Below are 20,441 nucleotides of genomic sequence, written 5' to 3'. Positions count from 1 at the left end.
CCTATTCAGTAGTCTGTGAAGCGGGTTGCAAACGTCGTGCGCGGCGCTGGCGATACATGGGCAGTAACTGCACGACCATCACTGACACAATAATCACACCTATGCCGAATAGCGATAGCGCATCTAATTTATCGGCCTTAAATACATCTGGCCACCAACCAAGACTCACCACTAATGCTGTGGCGCTAAAGCTAAATACCGGCGTTAACGCCAGCATGGCGCTCACCTGCGCCGTCGGCCAGTACTTCATCGATTGTCCAAAACAACCGTAGGCAATCAAGGTATTGGCGGCGCAAAATAGCGCCACTTGCCAGTCAAAGCTATCCATTTGTGTAAACTGGCTAAAGTCGCTAAAGGGCGCCATCGCAAAGATCCCTAGGGCATAGATGACTAAGAGTACGTTCGCGGGGGATAAACGGTTCAACAGTGACTTTTGTAGCAGCGCATAGGTAGTCCATGATAATGCCGAAAACTGCACTATCATCACCCCAAGCCAGATCTCATGGTTATCGGTGGCGGAAAAATCTAAATAGGGATGGAAAAACATCAACATCCCTAAAGCTAAGCTGGCAAAACAACTGAGCTGCACCGCATTCAAGCGTTCTTTAAAAAACAATACGCCACCAAAAGCGAGGAAAAATGGCGAGGTTTGAAAATTAAGCTGCGCGGCCCCCGGTGCCAGATAGTCGAGGGAATACACGAATGACACATAGTTAAGCATTAAAAACAGTCCGGCGAGGATAAGCCTGAGCCAAACCTTGGCATCGAGCGCCGCAAACTGTTTCAAACTCCCCGCACTCCACTGCACCAAAATACTAACCAAGAGCGCCACTAAAAAACGGAACCAAGTCAAAGTCACAGGATCGATAAAACTCCCCGACAGCTTAAGCGCTATGGGTAACATGCCCCAAAACAGCACGGCGACAGAAATAAACAATAATCCTAATTGAGCATGGTTAGTTGCCAAGGATCCAGAGTGGCTTTGATTCACGGAAAAGTCCCAGTAGTACCGCAGAAAGGAACGCCATTCTGGCACTGAGGCGCGCTAAGATCTAGCCTAAAAAGCGATTAACTTATCCGCCGGATTGGATAGTTAAGCTGACACTAAATCAATCTTGCCCAACGATAAATGCAGAGCACTTCAAGCTAAGTTTTATCAAGCCTTTAGCAGCACAAAAAGGTATATTGAGCGCTATTTCTCTTTTAGCTCAAATTGGATTTACAGAGTCGATTTATGCCTTATGCGCTCAGTTATTGCGGCATAAACCACTCTGTATAAGCCTTTTAAATAAGTTAGTTAGGATTACACATGTCACAGACCGACGCTAAAACACAGCTTGAGTCGATTAACGCAGCGGCACAAGAACTCGTCCAGCGACGCGCCAAGGGTGAAGCGGGTGCGCTGTTGGAAGAAGCGCTAAGACCAAAAGATTTCCCTCAGGCCTTTGCCATCCAGCAAACCATTGCGCAGCAGTTTAGCGCCCAAGGCAACCCGATTGCGGGGTGGAAGTGCCTACTCCCAACCGCAGAAAAAACCGTGGTAGCGCCTATCTATCAACAAGATGTGTACGTCGAAACCGCCGAGTGTCCGCTTTATCCTTCGAGCAAAGGGCTTGCCCGTGTCGAGCCCGAGCTCGCTTTTGAAATTGGCAGCGATTTATCACCACGAGCCACGCCTTATTCGGAAGCCGAAATCGACGCAGCCCTCGGTAAAACGCGCCTAGCCTTAGAACTTATCAAAAGTCGTTATCAAAACCCAAGCGAAGCCAATCACTTCGACGCCCTCGCCGATGGCTTAGTCAATCAAGGTTTATGGTTAGGGCCTGAGCTGCTTACACCAGCCGAGATAGAAACAAGCCATTTCGACCTAAATGTTGAAATCGCCGCAAGCGGACAGCAAGCAAGTGAGACGCTACAAAAAGCCGCGGTTCATCCAAATGGTTTCCCTAAAGCTGGGCTTTATTGGTTGGTCAACTTCTTATCTGCCCAAGGAATTGGCTTAACCCGAGGGCAATATGTGATCACAGGCTCCTATGCGGGGGTATTAGATTTGCCACTCAATCAGCACTGCCAATTCCACTACGGCGACTTAGGCCAGTTTGGCTTGCAGTTTGTGGCTAAATAAGTACAGCCTAAAGAGTGCCAAGCTAGCAAGCAAAGTAAGAAGGTAGGCAAATGCTTACCTTCTACAATCCCCTGCAGACCAACAGAGCGAAAACAAGCTTGTATCAAGAGTGAAACATTTGTACTATCCGATAGAACTAAATATAAGGATATACAAGATGTTAGACGGAAAAATGTTGCCTTTAGCAAGTCTATTTGCCTTAGCCTTAAGTACTTCGTTACCCTTAAATGCCTCGGAAAACACTTTTTCCCAAGCCTACAGTGACTACCAAGCTGCACTCAAACAGGGTGATGACACCCAAATAGAAGCCAGTGCCAAAAGGGCCTTTGAATTGGGCGAAGCTCAATATGCCAAGGACAGTGTCGATTTAGCGAACCTCGCCATGAACTGGGCTGGCGCGCTAAAAAAGGTGGCTATGCCGAATCTCTTTGAGGGAGATAATGCGGCGAAAACGGCCAAGGCCTATGAGTTATATCAACTCGCATTAAGCAATTATAAAAAGCATTACGGCGAGCATGCAGCTGAGCTTATCGACCCGCTACTCGGCGCAGCGGAAACCTCACCTAAACTGACCGTGGCGAAAGAGCTTTTTGAAAATGCTATTGAAATTGCTGAAAAAACAGCAAATAAAAAGCTGTTGGCCGATGTAAAGATAGCAACCTTTGATCGCCTCACCAATACAGGATTGTACACGGCTCAGGTAAGGGACTATGCCTTCGAGGCCTATGAAACTTACAAAGAGATCCTGCCCGAAAATGCCCTAGACAGAGTCAAAGCTACCTATATAGTGGGTGCAGTTGAATATGCTGAAAAGCATGATGACAAGGCGATTCCATTACTGTTAGAAGTGGTTAAGCAGTTTGAAGCCCTTAAGTTTAGCCATCCCTACGCCTTAAGTGCCCACGCTTATTTAGTCGAACTTTATGAACGCCAAGGAAAACGCGAAGAGTCCACCGCCCACTGTATCGCCATCGGCAAGATGCGCCCATGGGCCGACACTCAGGAACAACAACCGCTGTTTCGTACGACACCCAAATACCCCAAGTCCTACCTCATACAAGGTAAAAGCGGCTACGTGACCCTTAACTTCACTGTTGATGAGATGGGATTTGTGAAAAAACCTGAAGTGCTCGAATCCAAAGGCGGTGTGCTATTTGAGAAATCCACACTGAAAATGATCGAAGAATGGCGCTATGCCCCTAAGTTTGAACATGGCAAGCCCGTACCAGCACAAACGACTGTGCGTATAGACTATTTCACCGATAAGTCTTAATCGCTATTTCACCTCATATCCCAGCCCATCGCCTAATCCCGATGGGCTGTTTTTATCTTCTGAAGTAACTGAAGCAGTTAGCACTAGCTTTATCCGGCTTAAACAAGTCTCACAAATACAAGCCATCGCTGGCTGCGATAATAGTTGTGCTAACTTATCGGCACTCAGCCCCGCTGCATCGCCTGTCGATAAACCTACCGCCAAATCGCCAGATAGTAATTGAGTCAACTTTGGAAACGCCTGCTTAGTGCACCAACAGTCACTGATATCTGCACCAAGAGTCATAGCACACTGATTCGCCCCTTGGCATAAAGGGCACAACTGCTCGGCATCGAGCTGAGGTTCGGGTAATGGCTGAGGCACGGTAATCCTTATGGCATCGGAGTTATAACGCAGAGATAATAATTGTTTTTTCATTAACGTTGGAATAATCATTCCATCATCAAGGCACTAATATCGATTCAGCGTGCCAATAAACACCTAGGTCTTTATTGGCCTTAATTAGCTGTATTCATCAAGTGGTATCTAACTGAAACCATATTTGGTGTATTCATTTAGCTCAGTAAGCCGCATTCCTAAGCTGTGGCAAGTGTATTCACAGATTCATACATGGTGAATTCGATTAGGTCAGATTTTCACTGACCTAAAGCTTGTCATATTGAACAAGAAAATGCTGATAGCTCGGACAATAACACTATTAGTCAATATAGTTGCAAGGACAGCATTACTAGAATACTAAGCAGTTTTGAGTTAATTATCTTTTTCATATTGTTGCATTGAATTTTGTATAAAAATTAGCAGCGATTGTTGGGTATCAATAGCTATATCGTTACGCTTAGCATTTAAGAGTTTATAAGCAGGGCTAGTTACCAATTCAATAAGTAATTCAAGCTCTTCTTTTGTAAACTGCCTTTTATATATGTTTGCCTTCATTTTTCTGTAATCTTCAGATTGAAGGGATTGGATAAGATAGCTACGAATTTTTTTCACTTCTGCTTCATCGCCATCTGTTTGCATCTGAATATAGGGCATCATGCTATCCACTAAGGCCGCTTTATCTGAAGAACTACTCATATCTTCAAATTTCAATGCAAGCTGCATATGCGTATCATTAGCTAAGGCTTCGAAAGTAAAGAACAATAAAAACGTAAGAGAAAAAATACTCATCTTCGGTAAATAATGACGTTTCGACAGGAACCTTATGCAGTGCGGTCGTTTTAGTGAGGACAACCCCGTTAGTTTATGATCATTGAGCAATTTAGACATATGTATCAATACCCTCCCTAGGTAAGGACTTACCAGTCCATAGTTTGTGATTTAGCATTTTCTGAATTTTAAGCATTTTCGAATAGGATACGTTACTACCATTCTCTTTTCATTTTTCTCTGGGTTCCAACTTCTTTACAACCTGAACTTGACGTTCAAATCTACCGAAATTGAGTTACTTGTAGGTAAATGAAAATTAATTCATTTTTCAATATGTTAAATGAATTTAAGAAAAATACATCCTGTTTCTGCTTAGTGCCTTAGTGCATGAAAGCTGTTTGAACACGAACAACTTTCATGCATGAGTAACTTGATATTTCATTCCAATAGAAAAATACAGTAAGGTGTAACAAGAGTTTGTTTCCTTTGACTAAAAACCAGCGTAAATCAGCTTCTTAGAAAATGTAGAGAGGGTTCGACTCCCTCGATACGTTTCATGTATTCAAGCTCTGTTTTGAAACCAACAGACCACACTTATGCCCGAAAGGCGAGTTATGGTGATTAGCGAGACGACCGTCCGCCCCAAGGACGGGGCGGTCGAGCATCCACGGATGGACTCGCTGCGAGTCGGTGAGCGAATGCCATGACAAGCCTATATGCTGAGACATGCCTGCTGACACTAACCCGATGCTCACAAGCTAAATCAATAGGGGCTAATACTCTGATATTAAATAGCTTTAAGTAAAATCCCCCAACATATTTTACCCAATAAAAAAGCCAGCAAAGCTAAATGCTTGCTGGCTTTCTGCGTAACTAATTCACTCGCTTTATTTCACCACGCAAACAGTGAATCAAAGCGACTCAACTAAGACTTTTTCGGAAACACCGGATAAGAGGCGGTGCCAAGCACTTTGCCATCGACTTCGACACCGTAGTAATCGTTGTCGTTATGGTATTTCTCCTGCGCTTGTTTCACATCGCCCTTATTGCGGGGGTCCTGTGGCCGTTCATGGGAGTTAATGTAAGCCGCAACATCCCAAGCCTGTTGGTGAGTCAGCTGAATACTCTTAGCGAAGGGCATGTTTTCATAAATAAAGAATGCGGCCGTATTGACCCTGTGCATACCTGCGCCCCAGTTGTAACTCTTAGGACCCCATAATGGTGGCAGAGAGTAAACACCCGCAATCGCTTGGCCTTGACCATCGGCGCCATGGCACGCTTGGCAGTGGGCGGTATACACGGCCTTGCCGCGCTCGGGTGAGAACGCAAGTTCAGGTTTGGGGATCTCAGGATAACCACGGCCAGGCAGATTTGCGCGTTGCTCCACAGTCATGGCTTTGGCTAGCGTGTCTGGCAGCGGGAAATCCTCACGTTTGGCGCCTTTTACCAATTCGGCATCGCTAAGTTCTGGTACTGGGCCATCAAGGTTAGCCGCATCCATCAAGCCACTCATCCCTAACCAGTAGGCATAGGCCGATAGCGCGACCAACTCGGGGCTGCCCGCCGCGGGGGCTTTACCATTCATGGAATAGTTAAAACAGCCTTGTACCCTTTCTTGAAAGGTATTTACTTTATCGTCTTTTTTACGATACGCGGGATACGCAAAATAGGCGCCCCAAAGCGGTGACGCATTCGCCTTACGGCCCGCATCCATATGGCAGTTGGCACAGTTTAGCTCGTTACCCACATACTTATCTCTCAGCTGCTGGGTATTCACAAATAACTGATAACCCAAGCGTACTTTATCGCCGAAGGCCCCTTCGGGAATCGCACTTAAGGGTCTAGGCGTAAGATAGGTTTGATCAGGGTTTTTAGGGACTGAAGGCAATGGCGCTTGTTTATCGGGTAACTCATTCGCAGCCTGCACTTGCGTTGTTAGCACGCCCATTGCGGCCAATAGTAAGATGGCAGAAGATTTCATGGCCGGCTCCTTATTTCAAATTCGCAAAGTAGTTCGCTAAGGCATCCACCTCGGCGGCGGTCAGCTTGTTAGCCACATTGGCCATCATGCCGTCCACATCTCCCTTGCGAGTGCCAGCTTGCCACGCCAAGAGTTGCGTCTTGATATAACTGGCCTGTTGACCCGCTAAACGAGGGAACAAGCCTCCGCCTAAACCCGAGGGGCCATGGCAAGTCACGCAGGCCGGTAAGCCGCGAGACCAATCGCCTTGATAGGCTAAGCGCGCGGTATCGTCGCTAAAGGTCACCTGCTCACCACGGATCACCAGCTTGACCTCAGTCTTAGGTGATTTGGCGGAGAAGTAACTCGCCACTTGGTCGATACCGTCACCTTGCAATGTCATCGCCATCGGCATCATGGTCGCGTTTTGGCGCACACCAGCCTGAAAATGTTGTAATTGGGTGGTGATATATTCTTTCGAGAGTCCAGCTAGACGGGGGCCGAGGGGTTCAATGCCCTCGCCTTCGGCGCCGTGACAGGTCACGCAGATTTGTCCCGCTGGCGGGACTGCGGTTGGATTGGCTATGGCTACAGAGGTCAAGGCACAGCCGTAAATCAGCGCGATGCCTTTAGCTAATGTTCTAATTTTAATATTCATTTTCTATCCTTGAACATACCTTGAGTAGAACTTAAACGGCTCAAGTACATAGCCAAGTCCTAAACCTAGGTCGTTAAAAAGAGATAATTTGAGTTTTGCGTTCACACGTTTAGCCCACACTAAACGAGTTTGTACCTTACTCCTCGAATCTCCACTGAACAAGTATTAAAAAAATCTAATATTAAGTTATTAATAACCAAATCGAGTCGCTTCAAAGCTATTCAATAACTTATGAAGCAGATAACAGAGGAATAACGTCGCAACAATCGCCACAAAAATACTGCTCACCCGGTACAGCGCACTAAAAATCAGGTCGTTGCCAGGGGTTAAGTATTGGCCAAACAAAATCCCTAGGGTGGTCATGGCACCAAACCCCACACCAGAACCACTCGCCTCTTTCACATGGGCCTGGGCAAACAACATAAGCCCAATCCACAGCAGCGGCACAATCAGGATCAGCAATCCTGACCAGTCGTAGAGGAAGAGTTGCACCATTACCCCAAACGACACCCCAAGTAGAGTGCCCAACGCGCGTTTGCGGGCATAATCTAGCGCCCCGTTCCAATGCATAGGGAACAGGAGTAACAAGGTGGTCGCCTGCGCCGACATAGAATCACGCAAATCGAAAATCTGAAACACTAAGAAAGAGAGCGTGGCAATGCTGGCACCGAGTAAAGCCTCGTGGCGCATACGGTGCGGCGCCTTAGGGCCGGGTTTGTAGGCTGGACGAGGCTCGACATCCGGCCAGAGTGCCGTCATCAGATAGGCGATAACCACAGACAATCCCGTCGCCCAGAAATTACTGAAGATTAAGTCATTGAGATCTGTGCCCGGATAGCTGGCAAAGTGCAGCATAATGCTTAAACTCAGCACGCCATTGGCGCCAAACAGAAATAGGCTACCGCGGGACATAGCCGCAAAACGATATAAAAACAGTAGAAAGACAATCGGCGTCATCAATCCGGGGTGGCTACCGAAGAAACCTCCGAGCAGACCGACTTCAAGCCCCGCCATGGCCGATGAGGCCAGTAACTGCCGCATCGCATGGCCACTCATCACAGGGACGAGTCCCAGCAATAACATTGGGGTTACCGTAAAAAACACCCCATTACTCCACCCAAAGAGCTTACACAGGGTAAAGCCAATGGTGCCACCAGTGGCAATGCGCAAACACTGACGTAAATCATTGGTAGTTAAAGGGTTGTGGCGTAACAACATGCGAATGGCCTTGAGATTAATAGATGTAATGGAGCAGGCTAATGACCTTAATCTGCACCTTGGCTAGCAGGCTAAACAGCGTATTGTCAGGCAGCAATTGCACAGTCGCACGCGCACCTGCTGGCAGGTTGTTCATCGCATTGTCGTCTAATACTAAATGCAGTCTTAAGCGCTGCGCATCACGCACCCAACGGTCCGACTCCTGCGGCGCAGCTAAGCGGCCATTGGCATCAAACTGCCCAGCACTCACACCGGCGTCGACACTGCTCACTTGGGCGCGATATAAACGGCCAGGCTCACCATCGAAGGCGATTAATGCTGGATAAGATGCGTTAACGCCACGTAAGGTCTTTTCACGAAAGTCGGCAATAATATCTAATTTATCAGAGACTAAGGCGAGTAGCGGCTGGCCCACAGCGGCAAAACTACCCACTTCGAGTTGCAGGTTAGTCACCACCCCATCTTGGTCGGCACGGATTTGGGTGTAAGACAGATTCAGCTCGGCTTGCTCTAAGGCATTTTTCGCTTGGCGCACTCTGAGGTTTTCTTCGCCATAGAGGCCACGGCTCACTTTGAGTTTATCGAGGCGAGCATTAGCGGCTAACAGATTCGCCTCGGCAGCATCCGCATCGCTATCGGCCTGATCCCGTTGCTGCTGCGACACACCATGGGTGGCATACAGCGCATCTAAACGTTTAGCTTCACGGCGCTTAAGTTGAGCCGTAGTGGTACTGGCATTCACTTCCGCCTTGGCGGCTAGCAACGAAGCATCTAACTCGGCATTGTCCTGACGCACTTGCTCTAGGGCCAACTTGGCCTGAGACACGGCTAACTCAAAGGGAGCGGGGTCGACTTGAAACAGTAAATCGCCCTTGGCGACCACTTGGTTATTCTTCACATTAATGGTTTGAATCTTACCGCTGATCTGCGGAGTCACCTTAGTCACCACACGGGTTGCCATGGCCTGTGGGGTCAAGGGCATCATAGCGTCGGCAAACATAAAATAGCCAAACACAGCCACAAAACCGAGCATGGCGATTTTTACGAGGCGGGCAAATTGTTGATCCGGTGTCATCTTATTTCTCACTCAAGAATTTCTGTGCTCTTAGCCAACTTGGCTAAGGCGTTATCACTGATTAGGCTAATGATGCGTTCAAACTCACCAAGCTCGCTGGCGCTGATCCCTGCCAACAACTCAGCGCGCACTTGAATAATCCGCGCTTCGACCTGCTTTAATACATCCTTTCCCGCGGGCGTTAGCGATACGATTCGGGCGCGCTTATCTTTAGTGCAGCAGTGACGCTCTACTAAACCTTGCTCCTCAAGCTGCCCTAAGGTGCGCATCAAAGAAGCCAATTCAATTTCTAGTGCATCCGCCAACACCTTCTGGCTCACGTTGTCGCCCAGACGCAATAACTTCCACAATGCTGTCCAGCGAGGATGAGTTAACCCGAGTGGCGCTAATTCCACATCCGCCACGGTGCGCCATAGTCGGTGCAAACGGCCCAAATGTTCTGCTAGGGATAACTCCTTCAATCGCTCTAATTCTTTCTGCATCATGCTTACCCATTTACTTAGCCTGCTAAGCATTATACTTAGTTAGCAGGCTAAGTAAATATTCGCCACGAAAAAAAGATCTGTGCACGCTGCCACGAAATCCGCAAAACGGTATGAAACGGCAATAGTTATATCGCTTTGTATGGGGGGAAACGCAGAGGATGGTGACATTAATCTCATTAACCTATGAGATTAAAACAATTTTTCCGAATTTAACTTCAGTGCAAACCGCGCGGGCGGGGGATAAACTGGCGCAGCTTTCAATGCGCTTAACGACTCTGCTCTCCCAATTTAGGATTTAGTAATTAGCCAAAAACAAAACGCCGCTCAGTAGCGGCGTTTTTTATGGATGTTGACTGCGTTATACCGCCTTTGGGCGAACCCCTAAGGTATGGCAAATCGCATAGGTCAGCTCTGCGCGGTTGAGGGTGTAGAAGTGGAAATCTTTAACACCTTCACGTGATAACACTTTGACCATATCGATCGCCACGTTAGCCCCCACCAGCTGACGGGTTCCCGCATCATTCTCTAGGCCATCAAATTGCTTATGCAGCCAGCTCGGCAGGCTCACATTGGTCATACCCGCGAAGCGTTTTAACTGAGTGAAGTTAGTCACGGGTAAAATGCCGGGGACGATTTCGACATCAATCCCTGCCGCAACACAGCGGTCGCGAAAACGCAGGTAAGACTCAACATCGAAGAAAAACTGGGTAATAGCACGGCTCGCACCGGCATCGATTTTACGCTTAAGGTTAATCAAATCGGCCTGAGCGTTAGCCGCATCTGGGTGCACTTCTGGGTAAGCGGCGACCGAAATATCAAAGTCAGCCACTGAGCGCAGTAAGCGCACTAAATCCGCCGCAAAGCGAGTCGGTTTTGGGCTGCCCGCAGGCAAATCGCCACGCAGCGCCACTATGTCGCGGATCCCCGATTTCCAGTAATGCTTCGCCAGCTCTAACAATTCCTCGTCGCTGGCATCCACTAAGGTTAAGTGCGGCGCGGCAACCAGATTGGTTTCTTTTTGAATACGTTCAATCACGCCGTGGGTGCGGTCACGCACGCCCGAGTTTGCACCATAGGTCACTGAAACAAACTTAGGATTCAGCGGCTCTAAACGGCGGATAGAGTTCCACAGGATCTGTTCCATTTCGGGGGTTGATGGCGGGAAAAACTCAAAAGAAACATTAATATCGCCATTAAGTTCAGACAAACTTTGGTTTAGCGAATGTGAATGTTGTGCGTGATGAAAAGCCATGTGTATTTCCTCAACCGCCCGAGTGCGACGCTCCATCGCGCTGGTACGACTTATAAATGCAGTAGTTTAACCCATATGGACGTTTGGACGTCTATATGTCCATATACTAGAGAAACTGGCGGTTAAGTCAAGCCAAAAAATCCCCTTTTTGGCATTTTCTTATCCCTTGTTTGCCACTTAGATCCTTGACCTAATTTTAGCCAACAAAAAAGGACTCGAATGAGTCCTTTAAATCTATGAATATGGGCCGAATCAACCTGAAGATACGAGATTTAAGTCCCTCTGGGTTTATTCCTATTCTTGCAGTAGATCACGACAGATCTGCGTCAGATCCGATTGCACCGCCGCGGCAGTTACCTCACGACCCGCACCCGGTCCACGGATAATCAGAGGATTACCTTGGTAGAAAGCAGAGCGGATCACAAACACATTGTCCCCAGGCGTAAGGTTAGCGTAGGGATGATTCGCATCAATCCACTGTAATCCCACCTCGGCTTTCAGGGTCGCACCGCTATTGTCCAAGGAGGCGACATATCTCAGTACCTTGTTTTGCTCCGCCGCCGCGCCGTATTGTTGCTGCAATTCATCATCCAACTCACCGATACGGGCGAGGAATTGTTCCAGCGGAATATCCGCTAAATGGGCTGGCACTAAGGAGCGCAGCTCAATATCCTCAAGCTCGATTTCAAGACCGATTTCACGGGCTAAAATCAGCAGCTTGCGCTGCATATCGCGGCCAGAAAGATCGTCGCGGGGATCGGGTTCGGTAATGCCTAAACCACGCGCTTCAACCACTAATTCCGAGAAGGGTTTACTGGTATCGTATTTCTCAAACAACCAGCAAAGAGTGCCAGAGAAAATCCCGCCGACAGCCTCAACCGTATCGCCGCTGTTACGCAGATCGTTTAAGGCATGCTGGATAGGTAAACCCGCGCCGCAGCTGGCGTTATAACGCCAGAATAGACGGCGATAACCAAGTTGTTCCTTCAGCTCGCGGTAAAACGGCAGCGGGCCAGAACCCGCCAGTTTGTTCGCGCTGACCATATGGATGCCACGCTCGAAAAACTCTGGGTATTGTAGGGTCAAACTGGCGCTGGCGCTGATGTCTAATGCAATCAGTTCGTCGCAGTTAAGTTGTTCTAATTGTTCGAATAAGTGCTCATATTGCCAAGGTGTTGCCTCGGCATCGAATTCCTGCTGCCAGTTTTCCAAATCCACAGCCGTAGACTTGATCAGGGCTTTGCTGGAACTCACCAAACCGACAAGTTCGACACGCGCTTCAAGCTCTTGATTTAACGAGGGAGAAACTGACTTAAACAGCTTCACCCACGCCTCACCAATATTGCCCACACCCAGCAGCAATACGCCAATACGTTTACGCGGACCGGCGCAGCGGCGATGCACTTTTTGCGTCAGCAGATTAACTTGCGACTGTGGCACTAAGGTCACCAGACTTAAGTCACCACTGAACAAGGGCTTAGCGTCGCGGCTCAGTAAACGGGCAAAGCTGCGGCGATAATGCTCAGCATCGGCACTCACAAGCGCCACTAAACCGAGTTCGGTATTAATTTGCAGATCTTTAATGCCGAGGGCTTCGGCCTGTGCATCCAATAACTTTTGTACTTGTTTTTGGTTTTCAGCGGTATAAGCAAGCTCGAGTCGTTGATGCGCCGATACCCAATGGGCCAGTGGCGTTAGCCCTGCCTCGACTAATTGCTCGAGCAGACTAGCCACATCGCCCGCGATCTTAAAGCCAAATAACACCACGGCATTGAGGTTAGTCACCACAGGCGCACTCGCCGAGGAGCTGTGGGGAGCAATCAGGGTAAAGTCGGTATGGGAGGCGTAGCTTGAACGTACGGCTAGGCTCACCTCAGTGTTAAACAGCGGCTGCAAAGTGCGTGAATGTAAAACAGGCGAACCTAAACGTGCCAAGCGGTCAGCTTCGGCGAGGGACATGCTCTTGAGTAATTTCGCATCGTTGATCTTATTCGGATCGGCGTTAAATACCCCTTCAACGTCGGTCCAAATGGTTACGCGCTCAATGTCGGCAAGGCTAGCAATTAAGCTGGCGCTAAAGTCAGAGCCATTGCGACCCAATAGCAAGGTATCGCCACGCTCGTTGGCACAGATAAAACCTGTGATCACTAAACGCTCGTTAGGATGCGCCGCCAGTAAAGCTTGCACTTTGGCGCGGGATTCTTGCACACGAATTTGCGGTACGGCGGCCTCGTCGGCCACAAGAATCGAGCAGGCATCCACATGGCTTGCGGCCACACCCGATTCACGCAGCAGTGCCGCCATTAAACGCGCCGACCAACGTTCACCAAAGCTCACCACATGGCTAATTTGGTAATCGTTACGGGAATCTAAAGATAACAGACTGATTAACTGGGCTTTATCCGTGGTTAAACGCTCACGCAGATCCCGCGCTTGCTCATTGGATAACAGCTGCTCAATCAAACCTTGCTGATAGCTGATAAGGACTTGTAACTCTTCTTGCCATAATTGATTGCTATCGCGCAGGGACAATAATTTATATAAAAAGTTAGTGGTTTTACCTGCGGCAGACACCACCACCAGATCATCACTATGACCATGGGTTAACAGAATATGGGCGACTCGGCGATAACAATCGGCATCGGCTAAGCTGGAACCACCAAATTTATGTAAGTGACAACGTGCCATCTCGAATTCCTCTACTGACAAGCCGCGACGGCGGCCAATCCTGCTTGAATATCTGCAACTAAGTCGTCGGCATCTTCAATACCAACCGACAAACGTAATAGGGTGTCTTTAATGCCAGCTTCATAACGCGCTTGGGGCTCCATCGCCCTGTGTGTCATAGTCGCGGGCACGGCCACGAGACTCTCAACGCCACCTAAGCTCTCGGCCACGCTGAATAAACTTAAGGCATCTAAAAAGGCGACCACTTCAGCCTCGCCGCCCTTAAGCTCAAAACTCAGCATAGCGCCAAAGCCTTTTTGCTGCTTGGCGGCAATGGCATGGCCGGGGTGTTCCGCAAGGCCAGGGTAATACACTTTGCTCACCACTGGGCTACTTGTCAGCACATCCACAATACGCTGGGCATTGCTTTGGTGCTCACGAATACGCACGACTAAGGTACGCAGACCACGCAGGGTTTGATAACTATCAAAAGCTGAACCCGTTAAGCCCAAGGTGTTCGACCACCAATGTAAGGTCTCACCGAGTTGAGGATCTTTGGCGATCACCGCGCCGCCCACCACATCGCTGTGACCATTGATGTACTTAGTGGTGGAGTGGATAACGATATCGGCACCGAGTAACAGCGGTTGCTGCAAAATTGGCGAAAGGAAAGTGTTGTCAACCACCACTAAAGCACCTACGGCGTGGCTCGCCTTGGCGATAGCTTCGATATCGACGACTCGCAGCAGAGGATTAGAGGGGGTTTCAATCCACACCATCTTAGGTTGCTGGCTAATCGCTTGCTCAAGCGCTTGGCCGTCGGTTTGATCGACCACCAGCAGTTTAAATTGGCCCTTTTTAGCCAAGTTAGTGAATAAACGGTACGAACCGCCGTAGCAATCGTGGGGCACCACCAATAAATCATCGGGGCCGAGCAACGTAGTCACTAAAGTAATGGCTGCCATGCCAGTGCAAGTCACCACACCAGTTGCGCCCTTTTCCAGCTTAGCTAGGGCATCACCTAAGATGCTGCGGGTAGGATTGCCGGAACGGCTGTAATCAAATTCGCGAGGATTTTTATGACCATCGAAGGCGTAATTCGTCGACAGGTAAATTGGCGGCACCACAGCGCCATACTGAGTATCGCTTTCGATACCCTGACGCACTGCTAATGTGGCTAATTGACGTTCGGTCACTAATTTGCCTGCGGTCATCGGGAACTCCTAAGTTCGCAAAGAGATGTCTGGACGTCTAAATGTACCTAAGCCCAGTGGCATCGTCAATAGGCGTTAAGACGTTTAGACGTCTAAACATAAAGAAATCTGTTTGCAATCACTAAGAAATAGTAGCAATAATTTGACTGTTATCTGTAAGGGTTTAAAATCTGCCCCGAATTTAGCGTTATAACAGGTGAGTCAATGACTGAATGGAATGGGGAATACATCAGCCCCTATGCTGAACATGGCAAGAAGAATGAACAAGTAAAGAAAATTACTGTGTCTATTCCGCTCAAAGTGCTAAAAGTCCTCACGGATGAACGTACCCGTCGTCAGGTGAACAACCTGCGCCACGCCACCAATAGCGAACTCTTGTGTGAAGCATTTTTGCATGCCTACACCGGCCAGCCTCTGCCTGATGATGCCGATCTGTCGAAAGATAGCCCAGACAGCATTCCCGCCGAAGCGAAACGGTTGATGGACGAAATGGGGATCGAGTGGGAAGATATGGAATAACGCTCAGGCGTCCATAATCCTGCCGTAACTAATTATTAGGGATCGTTAATACTCATCTTGCCTGATGGGTTAGAGTAACGATCCCTATTTTGTTTTTGATGGAATCCTATGTTCTCCTTGATAGATCCACAAACGCTCGCCATTGCGTCTGTGATTGTGTTTTTAGGTGCCCTCACCCAGAGTCTGATTGGCTTTGGTCTTGCCGTGGTGGCGAGTCCGCTGCTGTATATTGTCGACCCCGAATTAGTGCCCGCCCCCGTGATTGTGATGGGCTTTTCTATCGCCCTTCTCACTCTGTTGCGAGAGCGCGGCCATTTAGAATTCAACGGGTTGCAATATGCACTGATTGGTCGTGTGCCCGGAGGTTTTATCGGTGCCAGCCTGTTGCTGTTTGCGCCACAGCCGATTCTTGGTCTGGCGATTGCTGGCATTGTGGCGGTCGCCGTGGTACTGAGCCTGTATAAATTCAGCCTGCCAGTGAATAAAGCGACTCTGTTTGGCGCGGGCGTGGTATCGGGGATCTTTGGTAATATTGCCGCCATTGGTGGCCCACCGATGGCGATTTTGTTAGCGGGTAAGGATGCCTCAAAATTTCGCGCCGCACTCTCAGCCTTCTTTATCTTCAGCTCAACCATAGCGCTGGTCATCCTTGGGGTGACGGGCCTGCTCGAAATCAAGCATTTATGGTTATCCCTGATGCTGCTGCCCTCGGTCTTTTTAGGCTATTTAGTGGCGGGTAAACTGGTGGGGAATGTGGATAAGCATAAGACCAAGATGGCAACCTTAGCCCTCTGCGCTATCAGCGCCTTAGTGCTCACCGTGAAATCAGTGATTGAGCTATTGCCGCAATAATTACCGCAATAATCCCCTTCCAATCGCTGCCAATTGCCGCCATAAAAAAGCACCGATAATCGGTGCTTTTTGCTTGCAGGGGATGTGTGACTTATCCCATCGAGATTGCAGTTCACCAGAGCACTAACTTAGATAGCTTTGTCCCGCATACACAATAAAGTGTCTCAGCGCGAGCACGCCGGTTAAGCTGGCGCAGGCCACCATGATCATCGCCCCCTTGCTGTGGCGAGTCGCGGCAGGCAACAGCATAAACAGCAATGGAATACCAAAACCAACCCCAACCACGCCAATCCAGAATACGCTCGCCCACACGCCAGAGGTGAGTGATGCCAGCGCCGCAGCAGCCGCACCGCCCTTAAAGTACAAGGCGCAGAACAGCATAAACAGGAACATGATTTCGATGGCCATCACTGGCAGCTCTAAGCCATGCATTTTGGCTAAGGTCTTGTCGTGGCTATCGGTCTTGAACATCACCAGCGCCAGCACCGCATTGGCAGCAGCGCCCGCCGATAAACCAGAGACTAAGAACAGCGCCGGCAATACCGCAGTGTTCAGCATCGGATAGGCATTCATGGCCGAAATTAAGAAGCCTGTGTAAGCGCCTACACCAATCGCGAGGATAAACAGCAGCACTTCAATCAGCTTTCTAAAGGGCATCAGCAGCTTAGCGATAGGCACTAAAAAACCTAAGCCCCACTTTGGCAGTTCGTCACGCAGCACAAGAATTGCGTAGGCAAATGCCAAGGGTGAGTAAGCCAGTAGCGCTAATACCCCAATCGCCATAACGGACTGGAAGTTATAGTTGATTAAAATCAGCCAGAAGTGGAAAGGCTTAGTTAAATCAAACACTAAACAGGCCAAGCCTAGGCAAATGGCCACTGGGCCAATAATGGCGGCGGCCTTGAGAATACTCGTCTCCCCCTGCGCTTGTTCCTTATTAAACCAACGCAAACCAATGCCAATCAGCAAACTTCCGGCGGATAAACCCGCCATAAACAGATACACGGCGATGATCCAATGCCAAGTGACGGGATCATATTGCGCCATATCGCCCCAAGTATTGTTCATAATCAAATCCCCCCTCTTTTGGTAGGAACGCGATATACCCTAGGCTTGGTGCCTAAATGGGTCTTATCTTGGTAAGTGATCTTAGTGTTGAGTAGCATCGCGACCTCACTCTGTGGATCGTTGGCATCGCCAAAGACTAAGGCATCGGTCGGACACACAGTCACACAGGCGGGCTCTTCACCCCGGGCCAAACGCGTGTCCTTACAGAAGTTACACTTGTCTGCCACTTTGGTTTCTGGGTTCATAAAACGTACCTTGTAGGGACACGCCGCCACGCAGTACATACAACCCACACACTTATCGCCATGGATAGAGACAATGCCGTCCTCGCCCACGTAGGCAGCGCCCGTTGGACACACCTTCACACAGGGCGCATCTTCACATTGCTGACACGACACCCTGTGATACTTAAAGTGCAGGTGTGGCATCTCACCGAAAGGCCCCTCTACGCGCACTTGCAAGCGAGTCACGCCCTCGGGGACGCCGTTTTCACTGCGACAGGCCACGTTACAGGCTTGGCAGCCGATGCACTTGTTCTCATCGTGCACCATCACATATCTTTTCGTCATTTGAGCCTCCAATTAGCGTTTTGCCAGCGTGACGCCTGTCGTATGAATATTCATGCCACACACAGGGGCTGTTTGATGGGGCAGTAAGTTTCCGCAGTGGATACCTTTACCAGTCGCTCTAACCAACTCTTTGTTTTTAGAGCCAAAGCCCATATAGGCAAACACGGTATCGGGACGAATGCCCGGGGTGACTAAGGCATGGCCTTCTTCGCTGCCCACACTGCTGGTTAACCGAATCGGGTCACCATTGCTGATCCCTAACTTGCCCGCCGTAACGGGATGCACCCAAATGGCGTTATCCGACATCAGGTTAGCCAGCATGGGGATATTGTGAGTCGCGCCATTGGTATGCACGGCGACCTTGCCTTGGATAAAGTACAGCTCGTCGGCTTTCTTCAAATGCACTTCACGGAACTTAATCACCCCGCGTCCTGGCGCCATGGCTTCGACCTTGGCTGAGGTCAATTCAATCTTGCCGCTTGGGGTTTTAAAGCTGAGTAAACTGCCGTAGGTGCCGTCTTCATCCACGGGTTTGGCATTGGCGTAGGCCTTAGTAAATTCGGCCACCATTTTAGGCTCGCGCAGCATAATGGGCTTACCGAAGCTAACAAAACCTTCGTCCTTAATGCGGCGCAGCAGGTCTGTGTCACGGTTTACCTGCAGCAGTTGCAGGGTTTCCATATTGTCCCAAGGGTAGAATTCACTTAGCCCTAGCTTATGGCCAATATCCTTAAAGATTTGCCATGAGGGCTTAGTGTCGCCTAGGGTTTCCACCACGCGTTGGCGCACATAGTAGGCTGGATTTTTACCCGACTTATCGGCGATTTCCTCATCGCGCTCAAGGTAAGTCGATTCAGGTAAAATCACGTCGGCATAGGCGGCGGTTTCGCTGATATAGACATCGCACACGGCAACAAAGTCGAGCTTTTTCAAGGCCTCAACCACACGCGCCCTGTCGGTCATGGTTTGCATGGGGTTGGTGCGGGACATCACCCAGCCATGTAATTGATAGGGTACGGCACTTAAGGTCGCATCGAGGATGGTTTGGTAGACCCCGCCCGATGACCACATCATGGCGTACTGCTCTTCCACTTGGTCGATACGTTTTGCCGCTGGTTTTGGCATATCTTTCACGCCGGGTTTACCCAGCACAGGTGACACATCTTCACCCGCGAGCTTGTTATAATCGCCAGGCTTTTGACCTAGGTAGATACCGCCCTTACGCTCGATATTGCCAATCAAGATATTGGCAGCGTACAAGGCGCGGCGCATTTCAAACTCTTCGGTGGTAAAGGTGGCTCTGTGACCAAAATCCACCACAGCATGGGGCGCCTTGGCCGCATATTCGTGGGCGATACGGCGAATATCTTTGGCGGGCACATCGGAAACGGTTTCGGCCCACTCAGGGGTGTAGGCTTTCACTTCGGCGGCGAAGGCATCAAACCCTTCCACATAACGCTCGATAAAGGCCTTGTCGTAGAGATTATCTTCAATCAATACATGGCAAAGCGCTAAAGCCACAGCCACATCGGTGCCGGGGCGGATCGCATACCATTCATCGGCCTTATCGGCGACGATGGAGAATCTTGGCTCGAACACCACCAGCTTGGCGCCTTTATCCATTTGCGCCGCCATCATGCCGCGGGTTTCGGACATGTTGATGCCTTCGTACAGGTTATGGCCGAAGTTAATGATGTATTTGGAGTTGCTTAAATCGCGCTTCACCTTAGTGCCAAACATGGCCTTAGCGGCAATCTCATAACCACCGGGGCAAGTAGATGCATGGGTAAAGGTATTCGGGCTGCCAAAGGCGGTGGCGAGATGGAATAGGTGTTTTTCTTGCGAACCGGATTTAGAGGAAAACGCCACGGCTTCAGGGCCATGAGCTTTCTTGATTTTATTGAGATTATCGGCAATCAGTTGATAGGCTTCATCCCAAGAGATCTCGGCCCACTTGCCCTCGCCACGCTCACCCACCCGTTTGAGTGGCTTCACAATCCGCTGCGGATCGTAAAGTAAACTATGGCCAGCGCCCCCCCGGGCACAGACTTTACCGCCAAAGGATTTAGCCGCCTTATTACCGCTGATAAAGACGTTTTTGCCTTCAATCACCCGCGCCGAAATCGGGCAACGGGTCGAACACATCTCACAGATACTGGCAATGTCTTTGCCCATTCCTTTTAGCTGCTTGCTCTCTAACGCCGCTAAGCTGCCTGGCAACAAGCTAGCCAAGGCGCACGTTGCACCGCTGGCCCCTGCGCCCTTTAAAAAGGTTCGCCTATTAAGCTCAATCATGGTTACCTCCATCACACTCATCCACCCTAATGTGCCGCTTGGCACACGCAAACTTAGGCTTTTGT

Annotated in this window: 19 protein-coding genes; 5 read left to right on the top strand and 14 right to left on the bottom strand. The window is 49.4% G+C overall.

The window, feature by feature from the left end; translation table 11 throughout:
- Position 1: 1 nt before the first annotated feature.
- Positions 2 to 991 carry a DMT family transporter gene (locus B5P39_RS00690; RefSeq protein WP_088210081.1) on the bottom strand — a complete coding sequence of 330 codons (990 nt, stop codon included), beginning with the start codon at positions 989 to 991 and terminating at the stop codon, positions 2 to 4.
- Between the two features lie 318 nt (positions 992 to 1,309).
- Here B5P39_RS00690 and B5P39_RS00685 point away from each other — a divergent pair, with 318 nt between their 5' ends.
- Positions 1,310 to 2,125 (top strand): hydratase, encoded by an 816-nt coding sequence (locus tag B5P39_RS00685; protein ID WP_088210080.1) that lies wholly within the window; start codon positions 1,310 to 1,312, stop codon positions 2,123 to 2,125.
- 157 nt (positions 2,126 to 2,282) lie between these two features.
- Positions 2,283 to 3,398, top strand: coding sequence for an energy transducer TonB (locus B5P39_RS00680; RefSeq protein ID WP_088210079.1), 1,116 nt, complete (start codon positions 2,283 to 2,285; stop codon positions 3,396 to 3,398).
- Between the two features lie 3 nt (positions 3,399 to 3,401).
- Here B5P39_RS00680 and B5P39_RS00675 read toward each other — a convergent pair whose 3' ends face one another.
- From B5P39_RS00675 to slyA, 7 genes are all read right to left on the bottom strand, one after another.
- On the bottom strand, positions 3,402 to 3,815 hold the full coding sequence (locus B5P39_RS00675; protein ID WP_408733566.1) for a cysteine-rich CWC family protein: 414 nt from the start codon (positions 3,813 to 3,815) through the stop codon (positions 3,402 to 3,404).
- A 333-nt stretch (positions 3,816 to 4,148) separates the two neighbouring features.
- Positions 4,149 to 4,499 (bottom strand): hypothetical protein, encoded by a 351-nt coding sequence (locus B5P39_RS00670; RefSeq protein WP_140418318.1) that lies wholly within the window; start codon positions 4,497 to 4,499, stop codon positions 4,149 to 4,151.
- Between the two features lie 970 nt (positions 4,500 to 5,469).
- Positions 5,470 to 6,525: a c-type cytochrome gene (locus tag B5P39_RS00665; RefSeq protein WP_088210077.1), complete on the bottom strand. Its 1,056-nt coding sequence runs from the start codon at positions 6,523 to 6,525 to the stop codon at positions 5,470 to 5,472.
- Between the two features lie 10 nt (positions 6,526 to 6,535).
- A complete protein-coding gene (locus B5P39_RS00660) occupies positions 6,536 to 7,162 on the bottom strand; it encodes a c-type cytochrome (RefSeq protein WP_088210076.1) in 627 nt (208 codons plus the stop codon).
- Between the two features lie 189 nt (positions 7,163 to 7,351).
- Complete coding sequence (locus B5P39_RS00655) at positions 7,352 to 8,380, bottom strand: DUF2955 domain-containing protein (RefSeq protein WP_011624164.1); 1,029 nt, start codon at positions 8,378 to 8,380, stop codon at positions 7,352 to 7,354.
- Between the two features lie 16 nt (positions 8,381 to 8,396).
- Positions 8,397 to 9,455, bottom strand: coding sequence for an HlyD family secretion protein (locus B5P39_RS00650; protein WP_088210075.1), 1,059 nt, complete (start codon positions 9,453 to 9,455; stop codon positions 8,397 to 8,399).
- Positions 9,456 to 9,463: 8 nt separating this feature from the next.
- Positions 9,464 to 9,937, bottom strand: a complete 474-nt coding sequence (gene slyA / locus B5P39_RS00645; RefSeq protein ID WP_086902296.1) for a transcriptional regulator SlyA — start codon at positions 9,935 to 9,937, stop codon at positions 9,464 to 9,466.
- A 161-nt stretch (positions 9,938 to 10,098) separates the two neighbouring features.
- Here slyA and B5P39_RS24635 point away from each other — a divergent pair, with 161 nt between their 5' ends.
- Complete coding sequence (locus tag B5P39_RS24635; RefSeq protein ID WP_176399831.1) at positions 10,099 to 10,239, top strand: hypothetical protein; 141 nt, start codon at positions 10,099 to 10,101, stop codon at positions 10,237 to 10,239.
- Positions 10,240 to 10,298: 59 nt separating this feature from the next.
- Here B5P39_RS24635 and metF read toward each other — a convergent pair whose 3' ends face one another.
- The 3 genes from metF to metB form a co-directional block, all read right to left on the bottom strand.
- Positions 10,299 to 11,192, bottom strand: a complete 894-nt coding sequence (gene metF, locus B5P39_RS00640; protein WP_088210074.1) for a methylenetetrahydrofolate reductase — start codon at positions 11,190 to 11,192, stop codon at positions 10,299 to 10,301.
- Positions 11,193 to 11,486: 294 nt separating this feature from the next.
- Positions 11,487 to 13,880 carry a bifunctional aspartate kinase/homoserine dehydrogenase II gene (locus B5P39_RS00635; RefSeq protein ID WP_088210073.1) on the bottom strand — a complete coding sequence of 798 codons (2,394 nt, stop codon included), beginning with the start codon at positions 13,878 to 13,880 and terminating at the stop codon, positions 11,487 to 11,489.
- An 11-nt stretch (positions 13,881 to 13,891) separates the two neighbouring features.
- Positions 13,892 to 15,055 (bottom strand): cystathionine gamma-synthase, encoded by a 1,164-nt coding sequence (gene metB / locus B5P39_RS00630; protein ID WP_176399844.1) that lies wholly within the window; start codon positions 15,053 to 15,055, stop codon positions 13,892 to 13,894.
- 222 nt (positions 15,056 to 15,277) lie between these two features.
- Here metB and metJ point away from each other — a divergent pair, with 222 nt between their 5' ends.
- Positions 15,278 to 15,592: a met regulon transcriptional regulator MetJ gene (gene metJ, locus B5P39_RS00625; RefSeq protein WP_086902215.1), complete on the top strand. Its 315-nt coding sequence runs from the start codon at positions 15,278 to 15,280 to the stop codon at positions 15,590 to 15,592.
- Positions 15,593 to 15,700: 108 nt separating this feature from the next.
- The gene (locus tag B5P39_RS00620) at positions 15,701 to 16,444 is read left to right on the top strand and encodes a sulfite exporter TauE/SafE family protein (RefSeq protein ID WP_088210071.1); all 744 of its coding nucleotides are present in this window, start codon (positions 15,701 to 15,703) and stop codon (positions 16,442 to 16,444) included.
- Positions 16,445 to 16,567: 123 nt separating this feature from the next.
- Here B5P39_RS00620 and nrfD read toward each other — a convergent pair whose 3' ends face one another.
- The 3 genes from nrfD to phsA are packed head-to-tail and all read right to left on the bottom strand — an operon-like array spanning position 16,568 to position 20,376.
- Complete coding sequence (gene nrfD, locus B5P39_RS00615) at positions 16,568 to 17,512, bottom strand: NrfD/PsrC family molybdoenzyme membrane anchor subunit (RefSeq protein WP_088210070.1); 945 nt, start codon at positions 17,510 to 17,512, stop codon at positions 16,568 to 16,570.
- Between the two features lie 2 nt (positions 17,513 to 17,514).
- Entirely contained in the window at positions 17,515 to 18,081 is a 567-nt protein-coding gene (locus B5P39_RS00610; protein ID WP_088210069.1) for a 4Fe-4S dicluster domain-containing protein, read from the bottom strand.
- Positions 18,082 to 18,093: 12 nt separating this feature from the next.
- A complete protein-coding gene (gene phsA, locus B5P39_RS00605; protein WP_088210068.1) occupies positions 18,094 to 20,376 on the bottom strand; it encodes a thiosulfate reductase PhsA in 2,283 nt (760 codons plus the stop codon).
- Positions 20,377 to 20,441: the final 65 nt, after the last annotated feature.

Source organism: Shewanella sp. Shew256 (assembly GCF_002196695.1).
GTDB classification, from domain to species: Bacteria; Pseudomonadota; Gammaproteobacteria; order Enterobacterales; family Shewanellaceae; genus Shewanella; species Shewanella mangrovisoli.
The sequence above is the reverse complement of the archived record's forward strand: the minus strand, read 5'-3'. Positions and strand labels throughout refer to the sequence as shown.